The organism is Paenibacillus kribbensis, assembly GCF_002240415.1.
Lineage (GTDB): Bacteria > Bacillota > Bacilli > Paenibacillales > Paenibacillaceae > Paenibacillus > Paenibacillus kribbensis.
This window is the reverse complement of sequence record NZ_CP020028.1, coordinates 4,270,232-4,286,837: the sequence shown is the minus strand read 5'-3', so window position 1 is coordinate 4,286,837 and position 16,606 is coordinate 4,270,232. Positions and strand designations below refer to the sequence as shown.

The following is a 16,606-nucleotide window of genomic DNA, read 5'->3' as shown; positions in this document are numbered from 1 at the left end:
GAATAATGTCAGCCAGCTTTTATCCCGCTTCTGATTGCAGGGGGGCTTGGCTGTTTTCTTGGCTTTTGCCGGGATAGGTGTCGGAACGGGTTAAGGATTCGTCGTTCGAATCGTTCGCCTGGGTCAATGGCTCAGCATCCTTCGTGCGGACCATTTGACTTGTGCCTTCCAGTACGCCGCCTTCTGAAATGATTAATGCGGCTGCGGCTGTATTCCCGTACAGCTCGCCTGTCGGTGTAATGGTCAGCCGTCCCTCTGTGGTGATGCTGCCGAATACCTTACCGGCAAGAACAACGTCCCGTGCAATGATGTCTGAACGCACAACAGCGGTTTCTCCAATGATGATGGTATGAGTGCTGCGGATATCACCTTGAAAATGACCGTCAATCCGAATATTGGCCTCAGACTCAACAGTTCCTTCAAAGCTGGTGCCGTTAGCCAGCAGCGTATCTGTTACAGGAGTGGAGAGCTTTCTTTTCGATTCCTTGAACATGATGGTTTCCCCCAATCTTTTATTGTACATACAGTAATGGATCGACAGGCTGGTTATGCTTGACGATCTGAAAATGAAGATGAGGTCCCGTGCTTCTTCCGGTGCTTCCCAGCAGGCCGATGGTCTGTCCTTTTTGGACATGATCTCCCGGAGCCACCTGCATCCCGCTCAGGTGCATATACCAGCTCTGGAGTCCGTCAGGATGCTGGATGATAATGCACTTGCCGCGGGCTCCGCTGGAATTAGCCTCCAGTACGGTGCCTGCCCCTGCCGCATAGACGGGATCTCCCGTTTGTCCGGCGATGTCCACGCCTGAATGGAAAGCCGATTTGCCCGTAAATGGATCGCTGCGATAGCCGAAGCTGGAGGACATTCGGCGTGAGCCTACAGGCCAAATGGAGGGCCTCCCTTGCTCGGCAAGAGCCAGCCTGCGGGTCTGAAGCAGTTGCGCAGCTTGTTTACGCTCCAGATTCTGTTGTACGGCATTCGCCTGCTGAATAGAGCGGGGAACCGTGCGTTCCACCGTGTCCAGCAGGGATTCGATCTCTTGAAAATCATCCATGGCCTGCCGAGCCAGCAGGACTGTATTTTCGTGAACTGCAATGAACTCGCCCCCGGTATGGTCGGAGGCATCCCAGGAGAGCGGAGTTATGGTTGATTTATTGCTGCTTGCGCTAGAGGAATTTCCGTGTTTACGAATAAATTGCTGCATTTGCTGTTCCAGTTCCGTTATGCGCTGGAGGCGTTCACGAATACTGGTTGCTTGATTCGTCAGCTCCATGACCTCGCGTCGTAGCCGTCCGATGGCTGCATTCTTGTCTGCTACCGTAACCTCCATCTGCAAACTCTGGACAGCAAGATTCGTTTCCATTTGGGAAATAATATGGGAAGAACGGATTTGCAGCCCGATTACGAGTGTAGAGATAGACGCGATCACAAGAGTCGGGACGAGAATGACAGCGGCTGTAGAGCATTGCAGCTGCTTGGGCGGTTGCTGTGCATCCCGAATGACAAGCAAGGTCATTCGGCGATTTAGGCTTCCTTTTTTCATAATCGCTCCTTTCCGGACATCGCTCCTATAGTGCTTGGTTACTATCTATTCAGATAAAGGGGCAAACATGTCAAAAAAATTAGAGAGCTTGGTATAAAACGTAGATATACAAGGAGGCCTGGACATGCTGTGGTTGCTGTTGGTTTTAATCGTTTTTATTTTTCAGACTGGGACAATCCTGTTCTTTGAATTCCGCAAGCCGTCCAAAGCAGTAGCCTGGCTATTCATTTTGTTCTGCTTTCCGCTCGTTGGCTTTGTCGTGTACTACTTTGTAGCACAGGATTATAAGAAGCGCAAAATGATTCGAAAAGGAGGATCGCAGTTGTTTCGTGAATTCAAAGAGCGTCTGTGGGCTCAATCGAGGGTGATTGAGCAGGTGGAACAAATGCACAATCCCCATTTCAGGCATCAGGAGCGTTTGTTTAACCAGTTAATTCGCATGTCTGAGAATCCGTTGACTGGATGCAATCGCACACGAGTCCTGACCAACGGAGAAGAGACCTTTGAAGCGATGCTGACCGCGCTGGAGCAGGCGCAGCATCATATTCATGTGGAGTTTTACATATTTCGAGCGGACGAAATTGGAAAAAAGTTTCAGGAGGTTATGATTCGCAAGGCACGTGAGGGAGTTAAAGTACGATTTGTGGTGGACGGCGTGGGAAGCTACAATTTGCCCTATTCTTTTATTGGCGCCTGTGGCGAGGCGGGAGTGGAGTTTCATTATTTTCTGCCTCCGTTTTTTGCCACGCTGGATCGCCGGATCAACTACCGAAATCACCGTAAAATCGTGGTGGTGGATGGAATGATCGGATTTGTGGGCGGAATCAATGTAGGCGACGATTACCTCGGTAAATATCCTAAAGTGGGATTTTGGAGGGATACGCATTTGCAGATTGAAGGTGATAGTGTCTATTTTCTGCAAAATGCGTTTCTGAGTGACTGGAAGCTGGCTTCGGGGGAGAGATTGATGGATGCGAATTTGTTTCCGCCGCATACCTGCTCAGAGGACGAGGAGGTACAGATATTGAGCAGCGGTCCCGATCAGGTATGGGATACGATTCAGGAGATGTGCTTTGGAGCGCTGTCGGTTGCCAAGCAGCGAATCTGGATTACAACACCGTATTTTATTCCTGACCCGGCTATTTTAGAGGCGCTGAAGCTGGCAGCGGTTAGCGATGTGGATGTGAAGATTATTATTCCATATCAATCGGATTCAAGGCTGGTTCATCTAGCGTCTCTGTCCTATGTGCAGGAATTGCTGGAGGCGGGGGTGGAGTTCTACCAATATCGAAAAGGCTTTATTCACGCCAAAGTGGTGATTGTGGATGACTTGCTCGGCTCAGTAGGGACCGCGAATATAGACATGCGCAGCTTTTTCTATAATTTTGAGCTGACTGCTGTACTCTTTGCCCGTTCAGCGCTGGAACGCCTTTCGACTGACTTTGAAGAGGACATTTCCAACTCCTCGCGCATAGATTTAAATGTATTCCGCAGACGGTCGCGAGCACAGAAAACAGCTGAAATTCTAACTCGCATGCTCTCTCCACTCCTTTAAAGGCGGTTTTCGCCGTTTTTATCAATATAATCCCGCTTTATTGAGATTTATGTGCTTTTTACTAACTTTTTTGCGCAAAATCACAGTTTTGTGATATACTATTTATATAAATAGCGCGGTAAAGAAGAGGGGACTGCGGGTAGCAGCCCCTTTTTTGTCCCATATATCATATTGTAACGGGGGGATTTATATATGAGTGTAGTGAGCAAGGAAGTCCAAAGTTTATCTGAGATCACAGATGTGACCGGAGAGTTGACCAAGATCAGCAAAATTCCAGCTAATCCCAAGAACAAAATAAAACGCCTGTTGCAGCGTGCAGCCATGATTGTCGTTGGTGCGGCTCTGATGGCAGTGGGCCTGGAAATATTCCTGGTTCCCAACGGCGTCATTGACGGAGGCGTTACAGGTATCTCCATTATGGCCTCCAAGATTACTGGTTACCCGCTCGGCATTTTCCTGACCCTGTTGAACCTTCCATTTCTAGTTATCGGCTACAAACAAATCGGTAAAACCTTCGCTTTATCCACATTATTCGGCATTATTGTTATGTCCATCGGAACCGCATTACTTCACAATGTAAGTGCATTGACACCTGGCGAACCGCTGCTCGGCGCTATCTTTGGCGGTGTTATTCTCGGCGTTGGGGTAGGTCTTGTGATTCGATCCGGCGGCTCGCTGGATGGAACAGAGATCGTAGCTATTCTCGTCAGCGAAAAAACTCCTTTTTCGGTCGGTGAGATCGTCCTGTTCGTGAACATCTTCATTCTGGGAAGCGCAGGCTTTGTATTCGGCTGGCCGAATGCCCTCTATTCCATGATTGCTTATTATATTGCCATGAAAATGATTGATATTACGATTGAAGGTCTGGATCAATCCAAATCGGTCTGGATTATTAGTGAAAAATACCGCGACATCGGGGATGCTCTGACAGATCGCCTGGGACGGGGCGTAACCTACCTGGAAGGTGAAGGCGGCTTTACAGGCGACAGCAAAAAAGTCATTTTCGTCGTCATCACCCGTCTGGAGGAAGCGAAGCTGAAAAACATCGTTGAAGATTGGGACCCTCATGCTTTTGTGGCGATTGGCAACATTCACGATGTGAAGGGCGGACGCTTTAAGAAAAAGGGAATACACTAGCTCAAGGGGACAATTCCTCAGCCGTTATGGTTGCGGGGGTTGTCCCCTTTTTTTTGCATAGGCAGAAATCAGGTTGGATGGGCCCTGGCACGCATATGCTTTAGAACATCCTCGACAGGCTGGGGAGGAACCATTCCGATCAAGTCGCCTATCTGATTTAGTCGTTCCTCAATATTCAGCAAATGATAGTCAAGCGGTGATACATCCCGTCGTACCTCTTCCCATGTAAGCGGAGTGGATACCGTAGCACCGGGGCGTGCCCGCGGGGTATAGGGAGCAGCCAGCGTTTTTCCCTGATAATGCTGTAAATAATCAAAATAGATGGCTGTTCCACGATCCTTCTTTAACCGTTCCAGTGTGAACAGATGCGGGTGTTTTTCCGTCACAAACTGTCCGACCAGCAGTCCGATGCTGCGAAGCTCGTCGAAGGTTACACCTGTTCGAATCGGGACGATAATTTGCACTCCGGTGGCTCCGGATGTTTTGGGGATCGAATTCAAACCAAGCGAAGCCAGCACTTCACCGACGATGGAGGCAGCCTCCATAATGCGTGGCTCCACTTCTCTGGATGGGTCCAAATCAATCATCCATTCACAGGGCAAATGGCTTCCCGCTTGATGCAGGGAGGGATGAAATTCCAGCGCAGCCTGATTGCCGAGCCATAGCAATTGAGGCAGCTTGTTAAGCACAATATATTCAATACCGTCCTGCAGCGTGGTTTCAATATAATCCGGCCGAGGGCGCGGGGCATTTTTCTGATAAAAAAAATCTCCGTGGATACCATGTGGCCAGCGGATGACGGTTAGCAGGCGATGCTGGCAATATTTGAGCAGGAAAGGAGCCAATACCGCGAGCTTGCGAAGATATAGCGCTTTGGTCACGCCGGCTTCCGGCCACAGCGGTTTATTCGGGTTGGTGATGGGAATTTCCTGACCTTCAATGCTAATCGTACCTTTAACAGCTTGTCCCATAGTGCTACGCTCCTTCTCTGGAAAGCTTTGAGGCGACCGCTATCGCTCGTACAAGATGTACTTATGCATTAGGATGAGCGCCATGTACACAATTTATCCATCAAAGGGATTGACAAGATACAATATGTATCATAAATTAATATTTAAATACGAATTGTATCGATTAAAGTGTCTTGAGCAGAGTTAGCCTCCCGTTCGTTGGGGAGCATGTACAGCCCCATCAGATTCAGTACATAGCTGGCAACACCTGTTGAATAAACAGGAAATCGAGTCTATTACAGAAGCATAGGGTCTCGCATATCAGGCAAAGAAAAAGGGGGGAGAACGTGAGTGCAATTGCTGGAATCTACAGCTTTGGGTGTGAGTCCGCAAGCGCCGAAGAAGGCGGTAAAATGATGCAAGCCCTGCGAAAATATCCCGCTGACCGCGTATGTGCCTGGTGTGAAGGCTCCGTTTTTATGGGATGCCATGCCCAGCATGTGACCCCGGAATCTGTCCATGAACGCCTCCCCTTCTATGATGAGCAGCGAAATCTGGCTATCACTGCGGATGCGATTTTGGACAATCGTTCCGAGCTGTGTGAACGGCTGGGAGTCAGACAGGAGCGACGGCAGGAAATCGCGGATAGCGAGCTGATTTTACTGGCATATGACAAATGGGGGGGGGAAGCGGCCCAATATTTGATAGGCGATTTTGCCTTTGTTATTTGGGATGCCAAGCGACGGCGTTTATACGGCGCTCGCGATATGACGGGAAGCCGTACGCTGTACACCTATCAGCATGACTCAGGCTTTGCATTTAGCACGGTCGTAGCTCCGCTCTTGACCTTATCCTCTCTGCGAAAAGAACTGCATGAACCGTGGCTGGCCGAATTTCTGTCGATCCGCTCCATGCAGGAATCCGTCGATATCGGCACGACCGCCTACAAGCATATCAACCAGCTTCCTCCCGCACATTGGTTCACTATGGAGGAGGGAAAGCGAATTCTCCATCAATATGCATGTCTGAATGAGGTAGAGCCGCTGCGGCTCAAAACGAGAGGCGAGTACATAGAAGCGTTCCGCGAGGTATTCTCACAGGCGGTCACTGCCCGATTGCGGACACATCGTGCCGTAGGGGCTGCCTTGAGCGGGGGTCTGGATTCCGGAGCGGTTGCCAGCTTTGCCGCACCATCGCTGCATTTGCAACAAAAGCCGCTGTATGCGTACAGCTATGTACCTGTTCAGGATTTTGAGGATTGGACATCGCCCGCACTGCTGGCGAACGAACAAAGCTATATTCAGTCTACGGCTCGCTATGTAGGCAACATTCACGAAAATTATCTGGATTTTGAGGGGAAAAGCCCGTTTTCCGAAATTGATATTTGGCTGGAGCTTATGGAGGCTCCTTATAAATATTTTGAAAATTCCTTCTGGATCAGAGGTTTTTATGAAAAAGCCCAGGAACACAATGTCGGTGTACTGCTGACCGGGGCACGAGGCAATTTTACCGTTTCATGGGGCCCTGCACTGGACTATTATGCCCGTCAGTTTCGCCGTTTGCACTGGCTGCAATCCTTTCAGGGCTTGTGGAGCTATAGCAGGCTGACCGGAAGTCGTATGTCTCGTCTGCTACCTGTGTTGCTGAAAAAAGCGACTTCGCTTGATTCTCGAGCATCGTTATCTCGTAGCCAGCGAAGCCCGGTTCCTTCGCTGATTCACCCGGAGTTTGCCAAACGGATGCATGTAGAAGATGTTCCGGTATTAAGTGGAACAGGCTGGATGAAGAATGCCGATCAGACGAGAAAAGAGAAATTTTCGAATCTGGCGATTGCCAACAAAAATGGTGTAGTTGCGACCAAACTTTCTTTGCGTTATGGCCTGTGGGAACGTGATCCGACCGGAGACAGCCGGGTGATTCGCTTTTGCTTATCTGTACCTTTTGAGCAGTATGTGCAAAATGGTCGAGACCGGGCACTCATTCGTACAGCTATGAAGGATCATCTGCCTGATGATGTTCGGCTGAACCAGCGTGTGCGTGGCGTGCAGCCTGCAGATTGGCTACATCGTATGATTCCCTGCTGGGATACGTTTATGGGGGAGCTTCAAATGATGTGCCATGATTTACGGACCGCCGAATATCTCAATGTAGAGTTTATTAAGACGGCCATGTCGAAACTCCGTCACCCCGGTCCCGAACAGGCGTCCGATCCCAATATACGACTGCTTATGCACAGTTTGATCGTGTACCGTTTTCTTTGTGGATTCAATGATTCGATCTGATCCGATTTAATCTAATTTGATCACGCCGGATCGTTCACATTCGTGGGAAGGAGGTGATGAGATGAGTAAAAAAGAATGGCAGGAACCGACGATAGAGGTGCTGGACATTAACCAGACCATGGCGGGGAAAGGCTGGAAACAGATTGATTGGGTGTCCGACCACGACGCCGATCTTTATAATCCAAGCTAACAGGGGCTATACATTGCAGCCTGTGCGGGCTGGGAGTCATAAAGATAGACGATTACTATCCGTCTTTATTTCTTTTGGGCAAGAGAAACTGCTCAAGGAGATAAAGACGGGATTTTTTAAGGGTAGAGGGAGTGATTCCTATCGTGCATGACAGGAGTGCAAGTGTCGACTGGGCCCAATATACAGCCTTTGGACTCAGGATTGCGAGTGAGCTGAAGCTTCCTGAGCTGGTACGGTCAGCATCGGAGGCGATAGAGGATGTGGTCATTCATGAGGCGGATTTGACAGCATGGAGCGATCAGCTTGAGCAGGCTAATTTTGTGATGCAGGGTGAACGCTTTATGTTCCAAATACCCGGCACAGCCATTTTTGCCGTCAGGGAAGGCAGGGAGATTGAGGTATGCCCTTACCCCGGAGCCGATATGGACACTGTGCGGTTGTTTTTGCTGGGTTCATGCATGGGCGTTCTGTTAATGCAAAGACGGATATTGCCTATTCACGGAAGCGCAGTAGTCATCGGGGGCAAGGCCTACGCTTTTATGGGCGAATCCGGTACGGGAAAATCGACGCTGGCGGCTGCTTTCAGACAGGCAGGCTATCAGATGGTTAGCGATGACGTTATTGCTGTAAAAGCTACCACATCCGTGCCTGTTGTTTATCCGGCTTATCCGCAGCAAAAGCTGGGACTGGACAGCCTGCTTCAACTGGAGGCTTTACAGGGAAATAAGTATTTACACTCCCCAAAGCACAGGCTTGTTTTAACTGATGGCCATCCTGCGCTGCCACAATACGGGGATCTGCGTAAGCTTACAGGAGAATTGAATAAATATGCCGTACCCATAGCAGACGAATTTTATAACGAACCGCTTCCCTTGGGGGGCGTATTTGAACTTGTGGCAGAGGCTTCCAACCGTAAATTTCTGCGCGAGGATGAACTACCTGTTGTTACAGAACAGCCCCTAAACGTACTGGGGTGCTTGCATACATTACTACTTCATACATATCGTAGGGGGACAATTTCGCGAATGGGTTTGGGTGAATGGTATTTTGGAACGGCGGCCCGGATGGCTCGGAAAGTGGAGGGCTGGCGATTGCTTAGAAGTAGCTCCGCTTTTACCGCCTCCGAGATTGTACAACGGGTACTTGAACTCATTCATAAGGAGGAAAACAGCTATGGCAGCCACTGATCGAGCCAAGGACCACTACCGTATCATGTACGATGAAGAGGTCTATGTCAGTGACATGGACGGAGAAAAGGTCATGATGAGCATTAATACTGGAAAATATTACAATTTGGGCTTTACGGGAGGACGTATCTGGGAATTGGCGGAGTCCACTCCTTCACTCGGAGAGATCGTAGCTGCCCTGACGGAAGAATATGAAGTGGACGAGGAACAGTGCAGACAGCAGGTACATGCCTTTGTGGCTGAGCTGGAACGGGAAGGACTGCTAAAGCTCCAGCGGGAGACGCTTTAATATGCGGATACAACGGCTTCTTCTCCTGGCTCCAGAGGTCAGGAGATTATTGCCGGAAGCCTGGCTGGCGCTGGGATGGGCGAGGTTTCGCCAGCTTCGTTCTTTTGAGGATTACTCAACCCAATGGGGGAAACGTATGGAAGAAACCTCTTGGCAATGTGACCCGCAGCAGGAAAAGTCCATTCGGCATATTTCACACGCTGTGGAGCTGGCAAGCCGTTACACCCCATGGCGCAGTAGCTGTCTTGTACAGGCCTCCGCCGCGATGACGTTGCTGGGGCGCAGAAAGCTGGACTGTACGCTATATTTGGGTACAGCCAAAAATGCTGCGGGACGGTTGGCGGCACATGCATGGGTACGAAGCGGACCGATTTATGTTACAGGTGAACGGGAGATGGGGGCGTTTACGGTGGTGGGTCTATTCGGGAGGCGTGCTTCGGCAGCAAATATGAAAACAGCGAATCAAGGCCAAGACCGTTCTTGGCTTTAATTCTCTACTTTAAGCGATGAGACAAAAGGATGTTCAATCAATCGAAGGAGAAGAAAGTATGCCCACCAAGTCTCTTCTGGAACTTTCTAGTTGGAAAAAGGATCAGGAATTAAACCTACTACTTTCTTTATTGCCCAAAGATGCTTTACCATCGTCCAATACGTTCGCTGCCACCCATCCGCATGGGCTGGATTGGGCTCGCCTGTTGCGCCTGGCAGATCATCATCGGGTAGTACCGCTGATATATCTCCAACTGAAAAAGTCGAATCATCCGGCCATTCCCGCATCATTGCTGGGGAGCCTTCAGGCACAATATCACCGAAATACGTTGCGCATGCTTCATCTTCAAGCAGAGGCTGCGCGGCTGACGAGGCTGCTCATGGATCATGGCCTCCGTGTATTTATACTCAAGGGGCCTGCACTGGCGCAGCAATTGTACGGGGATGTTTCCCTGCGTACCTCCAAGGACATAGATTTACTCATTGCGCCGGATGACATGGACGAAGCCGAGCATTGGATACGGGAAGCCGGTTATGAGTCCAAAAGCGGAGAAACGCGTGTCCTTGGCAGCTGGAAGTGGAAGGATCATCATACATCTTTCCTTCATCCACAAAAGCGGATAGAGGTGGAGTTGCATTGGCGTCTCCACCCGGATGCCGGCGGGGAACCCTCTTTTGATGAATTATGGGACCGCCGGCAATTCAGTGAACCCGCAGGAGCGAGCCGGAGGGCATCCGCTGACAGTATGGCGGCGATGGCAGCCAGTACATACACACTCGGCGGCGAGCATCAGTTCCTGTACTTGAGCGCCCACGGCGCACGTCACGGCTGGTTCAGGCTGCGCTGGCTAGTCGACATCGACAGGCTTGCAGTATGCGCTGTCGATTGGGAGGCGCTGCTGCTGATGCTGCGCCGCTACGGAGGCCTGCCTGCGGGCGGGCAGGCCTGGAAGCTCGCCGCTGCGCTGCTAGGTACGCCGATACCGGAGCCGATGCGTCCGATATCAGAGACCCGGCAGGCGCACAGGCTCGCGCTGAGCGCGCTGGCCTTCATGCAGGCCAGCGTACCCGCACCGCACCCGGTTGCCAGCGGGACGGGTGCGAACGGAACGGCTGCGTCAGAGCTGTCGCAAAGCATAGCTTTGACGCAGCCGTTGGAGACCGCCCCTTCGGATGGCGGTGCCTCAGTTGGCGGTGCAGCAGCTGGCGATGCCTTTGGCGAAGCTGCTCTGCACACTGTCAATGACGCTACTGGCATCGCGAGAGAAGTCGGCAGCGTGACGGGTGATACGGTGAACACACTGAACACTGCTGTGAGCAGTCTTACTATGCCTGTAGCTTCTGCTACAGTCGCCTCCAGTTCTGACGTTGCTGGAGCTACAGCTGCTACAGTCGCCTCCAGTTTTGCCGTTGCTGGAGCTACAGCTGCTACGGTCACCTCCAGCCCTGCTGTAGCTGTAGCAACAGCGGTCACACCTCAGCCCATTAGCCGAGCTTACTTGCTTTCCCTCAAGGAGCCAAGACACAGATTACTTTATCTTATTAGCCGTTTGCTTCCTTCTACGGGTGATCCGATCTTGTTGCCGCTGCCTCGCAAGCTGCATTTTTTGTACATCCCTTTACGTCCATTTCTTTGGCTGAAACGGCGATTTTCAAAGCACTGACTCGATAAGGAGTGTGCGTTATGGCTCACCTGCGATTATATTTAACCAAGCTGTACAACGTGAACGGTGGTACGTTAATTCTCAATATCGTATGTATGATGATTATCAGCCTGCTGGAGGGCGTTGGCATTTATATGCTTGTGCCTATGCTGGCGGCCATCGGCGTATTTGCCGGTTATTCAGGACTGCCGTTTCTGTCCGGTGGATTCGATCATTTCTTGTCATACATTCCAAAAAGCTGGCTATTGCCAGGGATGCTGCTGCTTTTTGTGGTGCTGCTTACAGGGCAGGCTCTGCTTCAGCGTTACCAATCGGTCCTGAGCTCACAGATTCAGCAGCGTTTTATGCGCTCGCTTCGAATAGACGTGTATACCTCCTTTATGAAGGCGCAGTGGACTTTTTATTTGCGCCAGCGTAAATCTGATTTTAGCCATGTGATGACGACCGAACTGGCACGTGTCAGTCAGGGAACCAATTTGCTTCTTCAACTCACCACAGCCATCATGTTTACGCTGATCCAGATTGCGCTGGCTTTTTGGTTATCCCCTTCCTTAACCGGATTGGTATTCCTGAGTGGATTGGGATTGTTTGTCGTGTTCCGTCGCTCTATTCGAAATGCCAAGCAGCTAGGTGACCGTACCACAGAGCTTTCACAGATTTATTTTGCCGGCATTACCGATCATATGAATGGAATGAAGGATATTAAAAGCAATCTGCTGGAGGCAGCCAACATAGATTGGTTTCGTTCCCTGACGAGCCGGATGGAGGATAATTCGACCCAATTTGTTCGGCAAAATGCCACCACGCAGTTTTTGCATCGCACAGCAGCAGCTGTATTTGTCGTTTGTCTTATTTTCGCGTCCCTGCAATGGCTGCATGTTTCACCTGAAAAGCTGATTGTGCTGATCCTCATATTTTCCCGCTTATGGCCGAGGTTCGCCCTGATTCAAGCGAGTCTGGAATATATCATGTCCATGATCTCAGCTTTTGAAAGTGTGACCAAAGTACAGCAGGAATGCGAAGCTTTCTCAGATCCGTCGTTGCTTGCAGTTACATCCTCTGCCGCTCGCGTTTCATCCGCTGGATCGGAACTCCATGTAGCTGCATCGACGCGGCACCCCTTGCTTCTGCGCAGCGGGATTGAATGCAGCGGTCTGAATTATCGCTATGATGGTGCGGCAGAGCCTGCACTGCACCAAATTAATCTGTTCATACCTGCCAGGGGGATGACAGCCATTGTGGGGAAATCGGGAGCAGGCAAGAGTACGTTGGTCGATGTGCTGATGGGCTTTCTACGTCCAACTGGGGGGCAGATTAAAATAGATGGACATGTTTTGGATGACGAACTGTTGCCACAGTGGCGGCAATCATTTGGATACGTGTCACAGGACCCTTTTCTGTTCCATGCCACCGTTCGTGAAAATCTGAAGCTGGCAGACAGGAATGCGAGCGAGGAGCAGCTATGGGAGGCGCTGCATTTTGCAGCCGCAGACAGCTTTGTTGCCAGACTGCCCGAAGGGCTGGACACAGTCATTGGGGATCGCGGGATTCGTCTGTCTGGAGGGGAACGTCAACGATTGGTATTAGCGCGGGCTGTCCTGCATCATCCTCCGGTCCTCATATTGGATGAAGCGACAAGCGCGCTCGATGGTGAGCATGAAGCTGCCATTCAGGCGGCGCTTGAGCGAATGAAAGGTCAAATGACGCTGATCGTCATCGCTCACCGCCTGTCAACGATCCGTCATGCGGATCAGATTGTCGTACTGGAGCAAGGCGAGGTCATACAGCAAGGAAACTATCGACAGCTGGTACAAGAGGAGCGGGGGGCGTTCAGCCAGCTATTGTCGTACCAAAGCGGTATCACCGCCACCCCTTAGCCAGTTTATGGTATGATCTCAAGTTTGTTTATCGGGTTTCTTTATCAAGTTTCTTTACGTTTGGCAGTGCTTCTTCTCTTTTTGACTGGAGCCGGAGCAATGTCATCGCCTGCTGCTGCCTGCTGTGCTGTCGGGGCTGTTGGTTTACGCGCAGGGCGTTTCTTCGCAGCAGCAGGGCCGGGAGCAGCAGGACCAGGATCGGTAACGACAGGCTTCACGGCCTCGATACTGGCCTGAAGGGCAGCCATTAAATCCACCACATTGGTCTGCGGCTGTGTCGGGGCGACTCGCACCTCTTCTCCGGCCACTTTATGCTGAATGAGATCCAGCAGACGCTCGCGATACTGATCCGTATACTTGGCTGCGTCAAAAGGTGTAGATAGCTGCTCAATCAGCATCTTTGCCATTGTCAGTTCCTTCTCTTTAACCTCCTCTTGCCCCGGTAAGTTGGGAACCTGAGCAATGGGGCGAATTTCATCCGGGTAAAACATCGTCTCCACTGCCAGGCATTCATCCAGCACCCGAATTGCTGCCAGGCTGCTTTTGGAGCGGATGGAGATTTGGGCAATGCCGATTTTTCCGGTATCCTTCATCGCATTCATGAGCAGCTTATACGCATTGGAGCCAGCCTGATCCGGGGATAAATAATACGTTTTTTGAAAATAAATCGGATCAATTTCCTGCAAATCCACAAAATCCAAAATGACAATGTTTTTATCCGCTTGTCCGCTGATCTGCTCCAATTCCTCCTTGTCGAACATGACGAACTTCCCTTTTTCATATTCGTAGCCTTTTCCAATTTCCTCCCATTCAACCTCCTTGTCACAAACAGGACACTTCCGTACATAGCTCAGTGGGCTTCCACACTCCTTATGAATGTAGCGCATGGAAATATCCTTATCCTCTGTAGCTGAAAACATTTTAACTGGCACATGAACCAGCCCGAAGCTGATTGCGCCTTTCCAGACCGTATGCATACCGCCAGTCCTCCTTTTCTTTAGTCAGCATTTGGCATCATTCGATTCCGGGCGTCCCGGCTGTGGGCATTTTTCGCTTAGTGAGGTTTCGTTTAGCAAGGTTTCGCTTAGTATGCTTCGTACAAAAGATTGTATGAGGTGTAAATGAAGGCTGCGAATTGCTTCCCCTGCGCATGGTTACAGCTTTCTTGGTGCATAGTAAGGCATATCCGATTCAAAAGGAGGCACACAATTTATGCCCGGAAAATCCTATCCTCGGAAGATCAGTCATCGTGTGGGTCAGAGTCATATCGCCTTTCGGGGCCCCGCTGGAGGCGAGCAGGATGCATTGCCGCCCGAGTTTGCCCTTTCCCATGGAGTTCGGCCGCCTTTTCCCGTAGCTGTGGGTCATGTGGATTTGGAGGCTGTGGTTTCAAGTTCGCCTTCTCATAGCATCCCTTCATTGGACGTTGAACGGATTATAGATGAGGACTAGGTCACCTGTATTTCTAAATGAATGCACACAAAAACAATCAGCAGGAGGAGAACAACATGAATGTAGAGCGAGCAAAAGCGATTTACGATTCACCTGATACCATTGCCGTACAATTGGATGGAAAACCGATCTGGATTGAGCATGTAGACGAAGCGAACAGCATGGCAACTGTACAGATAGGCAGCAGACCCGGCAATACTCAAACCGTCCGTGTGGATCGTCTGAAAGAACAATAGGAGATGGGTACTAAACATCTGGTCATTATCCATGGTCGTGACAAAAAGCCCAAATGCGACGAAATGCTTCGTCTCATCAAAATGTCGCTGATCGCAGGATTGCGTCGAGTGAATGAGGAAGCGGCTCAAAGGCTGGAGCAAGAGCATATTTCCCTGACATTTAGTTATTATGGAGATATCAACAATCGCCTCTTATTAGAGAGCCGGCCTCGGTACGGACAACTTTTTGAAAAAGAAGAGGATGGGAATTTCTACGTTCCAGACCATTTTTACGACGAGAGTATGCAGCAATTAATCAATCGACCCACCGATCAAATGACCCCGGAGGAATACGAGCTCCTGATAGCAAACGAACCCATCATACACTTCTATGATGATGCTGCAAAAATACTCAGCCCTTACCTGTCTTTGTTTGGCATGAGCACCCGCGCTATCAAAAAGCTTCTCCCTGATCTGGGAGCTTACTTGACCAGCCGTGTAGTAGGCTCCCAAATTCGCGAAAGACTACAGGCCCCTCTGGCCAAGGCTTTAAGTGGTGGAGACGATGTAATGCTTCTTTCCCATAGTATGGGGTGCATGGTGGCTTATGATGTTTTATGGAAATTCTCACGTATGAGCGAATACAAGCATCTATGGGAGTACAAGGTTAACGAATGGCTAACATTGGGTAATCCGTTAGGCGAGCCCGCTGTAAAGCGCAGCTTGTATGATTCCAATGAGCCTGACGATGGCATGTATCCTGCAAATATCAGACATTGGACCAACATTAACGCCGTGGATGACTACATTGCGCATGACGCTAAGATCGAAGATGATTTCTATCTGATGCTGAGTCGGAATTTGATAGAAAGCATTAATGATCAGCCGCTTATCTACACGTTCTGGAAAGATAGTCATACCGGACGCCCCAATCCCCACAACTTCTTTGCCTATCTTAATCATCCAAAGGTAGCTGAGCAGGTGGCGAATTGGATTTTACGCTCATAAAAGGGTACCAGACCGCCTTAAAGCACACTAAATAAGCGCCCGCAAAGGCGCTTTTTATATTGTCTAATTCAGGAAATGGGGGGTATAGTATGATTAATATTTGAAGGAAGTGAGCCGTATGGACTTTAACATATGTTTGTTCGAGGATTTTGAAACACTGGATGTATTCGGACCCGTTGAGATTTTTGGTCGCCTCCCAGAAGTTTATGACTTAAAATATTTCTCCATGGACGGGGGAATTGTTGAGGGCTGGCAAAAAACCAAGATTGTGACAGAACCCCTTGCACAAGTAAAGCCCAATGGCATATTCATGATCCCGGGCGGACAGGGGACAAGGGGCTTAATCCATGACGATACATTTATGAAACAGATCAAAGAGATTGCGGAACAGTCCAATTTTTGTATAACCGTCTGTACGGGTTCTGCGCTGCTTGCCAAAACAGGCTTGTTAAAAAACAGGCGCGCCACATCCAATAAATTAGCCTTTGATTGGGTCAAATCCATCGACACCGAGGTTGACTGGATTCCAAACGCAAGATGGGTCGTAGATGGAAAGTTCTATACTTCATCCGGTGTATCTGCTGGAATGGATATGTCCTTAGGCTTTGTTTCTGATCAATTTGGTCTTGAAAAAGCTCAACAGATTGCCAATCAAATTGAATATATTTGGAATTCCGACAAGCATGATGACCCTTTTGCGAGATAGCGAAAAGCTTGTGAACTGGATCAAAAGTGACTTCAATTTGTTCTTTTCTGATGAGTCATGC

The 16,606-nt window shown here is 49.8% G+C and carries 17 protein-coding genes; 13 read left to right on the top strand and 4 right to left on the bottom strand.

The genetic code is table 11. The features are described from left to right. Positions 1-19: 19 nt before the first annotated feature. Together B4V02_RS19130 and B4V02_RS19125 are read right to left on the bottom strand one after the other, a co-directional pair. Positions 20-493, bottom strand: a complete 474-nt coding sequence (locus tag B4V02_RS19130; RefSeq protein ID WP_094155970.1) for a bactofilin family protein — start codon at positions 491-493, stop codon at positions 20-22. Positions 494-512: 19 nt separating this feature from the next. Beyond that, positions 513-1,544 carry a M23 family metallopeptidase gene (locus tag B4V02_RS19125; protein ID WP_043890833.1) on the bottom strand — a complete coding sequence of 344 codons (1,032 nt, stop codon included), beginning with the start codon at positions 1,542-1,544 and terminating at the stop codon, positions 513-515. A gap of 124 nt (positions 1,545-1,668) precedes the next feature. Between B4V02_RS19125 and cls the strand changes: the two genes are divergently transcribed. Beyond that, a complete protein-coding gene (cls, locus tag B4V02_RS19120; protein WP_094155969.1) occupies positions 1,669-3,099 on the top strand; it encodes a cardiolipin synthase in 1,431 nt (476 codons plus the stop codon). A 192-nt stretch (positions 3,100-3,291) separates the two neighbouring features. Continuing rightward, the gene (locus B4V02_RS19115) at positions 3,292-4,236 is read left to right on the top strand and encodes a YitT family protein (RefSeq protein WP_007429236.1); all 945 of its coding nucleotides are present in this window, start codon (positions 3,292-3,294) and stop codon (positions 4,234-4,236) included. A 68-nt stretch (positions 4,237-4,304) separates the two neighbouring features. Here B4V02_RS19115 and ligD read toward each other — a convergent pair whose 3' ends face one another. Then, entirely contained in the window at positions 4,305-5,207 is a 903-nt protein-coding gene (gene ligD / locus B4V02_RS19110; RefSeq protein WP_094155968.1) for a non-homologous end-joining DNA ligase, read from the bottom strand. Between the two features lie 326 nt (positions 5,208-5,533). Between ligD and B4V02_RS19105 the strand changes: the two genes are divergently transcribed. From B4V02_RS19105 to B4V02_RS19080, 7 genes are all read left to right on the top strand, one after another. After that, a complete protein-coding gene (locus tag B4V02_RS19105) occupies positions 5,534-7,468 on the top strand; it encodes an asparagine synthase-related protein (protein WP_094155967.1) in 1,935 nt (644 codons plus the stop codon). A 61-nt stretch (positions 7,469-7,529) separates the two neighbouring features. Beyond that, positions 7,530-7,658 carry a paeninodin family lasso peptide gene (locus tag B4V02_RS25945; RefSeq protein WP_013369856.1) on the top strand — a complete coding sequence of 43 codons (129 nt, stop codon included), beginning with the start codon at positions 7,530-7,532 and terminating at the stop codon, positions 7,656-7,658. A 143-nt stretch (positions 7,659-7,801) separates the two neighbouring features. Beyond that, positions 7,802-8,845 carry a phosphoenolpyruvate carboxykinase (ATP) gene (locus tag B4V02_RS19100; protein ID WP_094157042.1) on the top strand — a complete coding sequence of 348 codons (1,044 nt, stop codon included), beginning with the start codon at positions 7,802-7,804 and terminating at the stop codon, positions 8,843-8,845. Next, positions 8,832-9,134, top strand: a complete 303-nt coding sequence (locus B4V02_RS19095; protein WP_094155966.1) for a lasso peptide biosynthesis PqqD family chaperone — start codon at positions 8,832-8,834, stop codon at positions 9,132-9,134. Before B4V02_RS19100 ends, B4V02_RS19095 begins: the two co-directional genes overlap by 14 nt. A 1-nt stretch (position 9,135) precedes the next feature. Further along, positions 9,136-9,624, top strand: coding sequence for a lasso peptide biosynthesis B2 protein (locus B4V02_RS19090; RefSeq protein ID WP_094155965.1), 489 nt, complete (start codon positions 9,136-9,138; stop codon positions 9,622-9,624). Between the two features lie 58 nt (positions 9,625-9,682). Continuing rightward, a complete protein-coding gene (locus B4V02_RS19085) occupies positions 9,683-11,287 on the top strand; it encodes a nucleotidyltransferase domain-containing protein (protein WP_094155964.1) in 1,605 nt (534 codons plus the stop codon). Positions 11,288-11,307: 20 nt separating this feature from the next. Beyond that, positions 11,308-13,164, top strand: coding sequence for an ABC transporter ATP-binding protein (locus tag B4V02_RS19080; protein WP_094155963.1), 1,857 nt, complete (start codon positions 11,308-11,310; stop codon positions 13,162-13,164). A gap of 44 nt (positions 13,165-13,208) precedes the next feature. Here B4V02_RS19080 and ku read toward each other — a convergent pair whose 3' ends face one another. After that, positions 13,209-14,141, bottom strand: a complete 933-nt coding sequence (ku, locus tag B4V02_RS19075) for a non-homologous end joining protein Ku (RefSeq protein ID WP_094155962.1) — start codon at positions 14,139-14,141, stop codon at positions 13,209-13,211. Positions 14,142-14,376: 235 nt separating this feature from the next. Here ku and B4V02_RS19070 point away from each other — a divergent pair, with 235 nt between their 5' ends. The 4 genes from B4V02_RS19070 to B4V02_RS19055 all read left to right on the top strand — a co-directional run bounded on the left by B4V02_RS19070 (position 14,377) and on the right by B4V02_RS19055 (position 16,545). Next, the gene (locus B4V02_RS19070; RefSeq protein WP_007429248.1) at positions 14,377-14,616 is read left to right on the top strand and encodes a hypothetical protein; all 240 of its coding nucleotides are present in this window, start codon (positions 14,377-14,379) and stop codon (positions 14,614-14,616) included. A gap of 56 nt (positions 14,617-14,672) precedes the next feature. Beyond that, positions 14,673-14,852: an H-type small acid-soluble spore protein gene (locus tag B4V02_RS19065; RefSeq protein WP_007429249.1), complete on the top strand. Its 180-nt coding sequence runs from the start codon at positions 14,673-14,675 to the stop codon at positions 14,850-14,852. A 3-nt stretch (positions 14,853-14,855) separates the two neighbouring features. Next, on the top strand, positions 14,856-15,839 hold the full coding sequence (locus B4V02_RS19060; RefSeq protein WP_094155961.1) for a hypothetical protein: 984 nt from the start codon (positions 14,856-14,858) through the stop codon (positions 15,837-15,839). A gap of 118 nt (positions 15,840-15,957) precedes the next feature. After that, positions 15,958-16,545 (top strand): DJ-1/PfpI family protein, encoded by a 588-nt coding sequence (locus B4V02_RS19055; RefSeq protein ID WP_094155960.1) that lies wholly within the window; start codon positions 15,958-15,960, stop codon positions 16,543-16,545. The last annotated feature ends 61 nt before the right edge of the window (positions 16,546-16,606 follow it).

Excerpts from the sequence above, each read along its gene's own strand:
- ku (WP_094155962.1), bottom strand. The coding sequence starts at position 14,141 with ATGCATACGGTCTGGAAAGGCGCAATCAGCTTCGGGCTGGTTCATGTG.
- cls (WP_094155969.1), top strand. The coding sequence starts at position 1,669 with ATGCTGTGGTTGCTGTTGGTTTTAATCGTTTTTATTTTTCAGACTGGG.
- B4V02_RS19090 (WP_094155965.1), top strand. The coding sequence starts at position 9,136 with ATGCGGATACAACGGCTTCTTCTCCTGGCTCCAGAGGTCAGGAGATTA.
- B4V02_RS19055 (WP_094155960.1), top strand. The coding sequence starts at position 15,958 with ATGGACTTTAACATATGTTTGTTCGAGGATTTTGAAACACTGGATGTA.
- B4V02_RS25945 (WP_013369856.1), top strand. The coding sequence starts at position 7,530 with ATGAGTAAAAAAGAATGGCAGGAACCGACGATAGAGGTGCTGGACATT.
- B4V02_RS19125 (WP_043890833.1), bottom strand. The coding sequence starts at position 1,544 with ATGAAAAAAGGAAGCCTAAATCGCCGAATGACCTTGCTTGTCATTCGG.
- ligD (WP_094155968.1), bottom strand. The coding sequence starts at position 5,207 with ATGGGACAAGCTGTTAAAGGTACGATTAGCATTGAAGGTCAGGAAATT.
- B4V02_RS19065 (WP_007429249.1), top strand. The coding sequence starts at position 14,673 with ATGAATGTAGAGCGAGCAAAAGCGATTTACGATTCACCTGATACCATT.
- B4V02_RS19115 (WP_007429236.1), top strand. The coding sequence starts at position 3,292 with ATGAGTGTAGTGAGCAAGGAAGTCCAAAGTTTATCTGAGATCACAGAT.
- B4V02_RS19095 (WP_094155966.1), top strand. The coding sequence starts at position 8,832 with ATGGCAGCCACTGATCGAGCCAAGGACCACTACCGTATCATGTACGAT.
- B4V02_RS19080 (WP_094155963.1), top strand. The coding sequence starts at position 11,308 with ATGGCTCACCTGCGATTATATTTAACCAAGCTGTACAACGTGAACGGT.
- B4V02_RS19060 (WP_094155961.1), top strand. The coding sequence starts at position 14,856 with ATGGGTACTAAACATCTGGTCATTATCCATGGTCGTGACAAAAAGCCC.
- B4V02_RS19085 (WP_094155964.1), top strand. The coding sequence starts at position 9,683 with ATGCCCACCAAGTCTCTTCTGGAACTTTCTAGTTGGAAAAAGGATCAG.
- B4V02_RS19130 (WP_094155970.1), bottom strand. The coding sequence starts at position 493 with ATGTTCAAGGAATCGAAAAGAAAGCTCTCCACTCCTGTAACAGATACG.
- B4V02_RS19070 (WP_007429248.1), top strand. The coding sequence starts at position 14,377 with ATGCCCGGAAAATCCTATCCTCGGAAGATCAGTCATCGTGTGGGTCAG.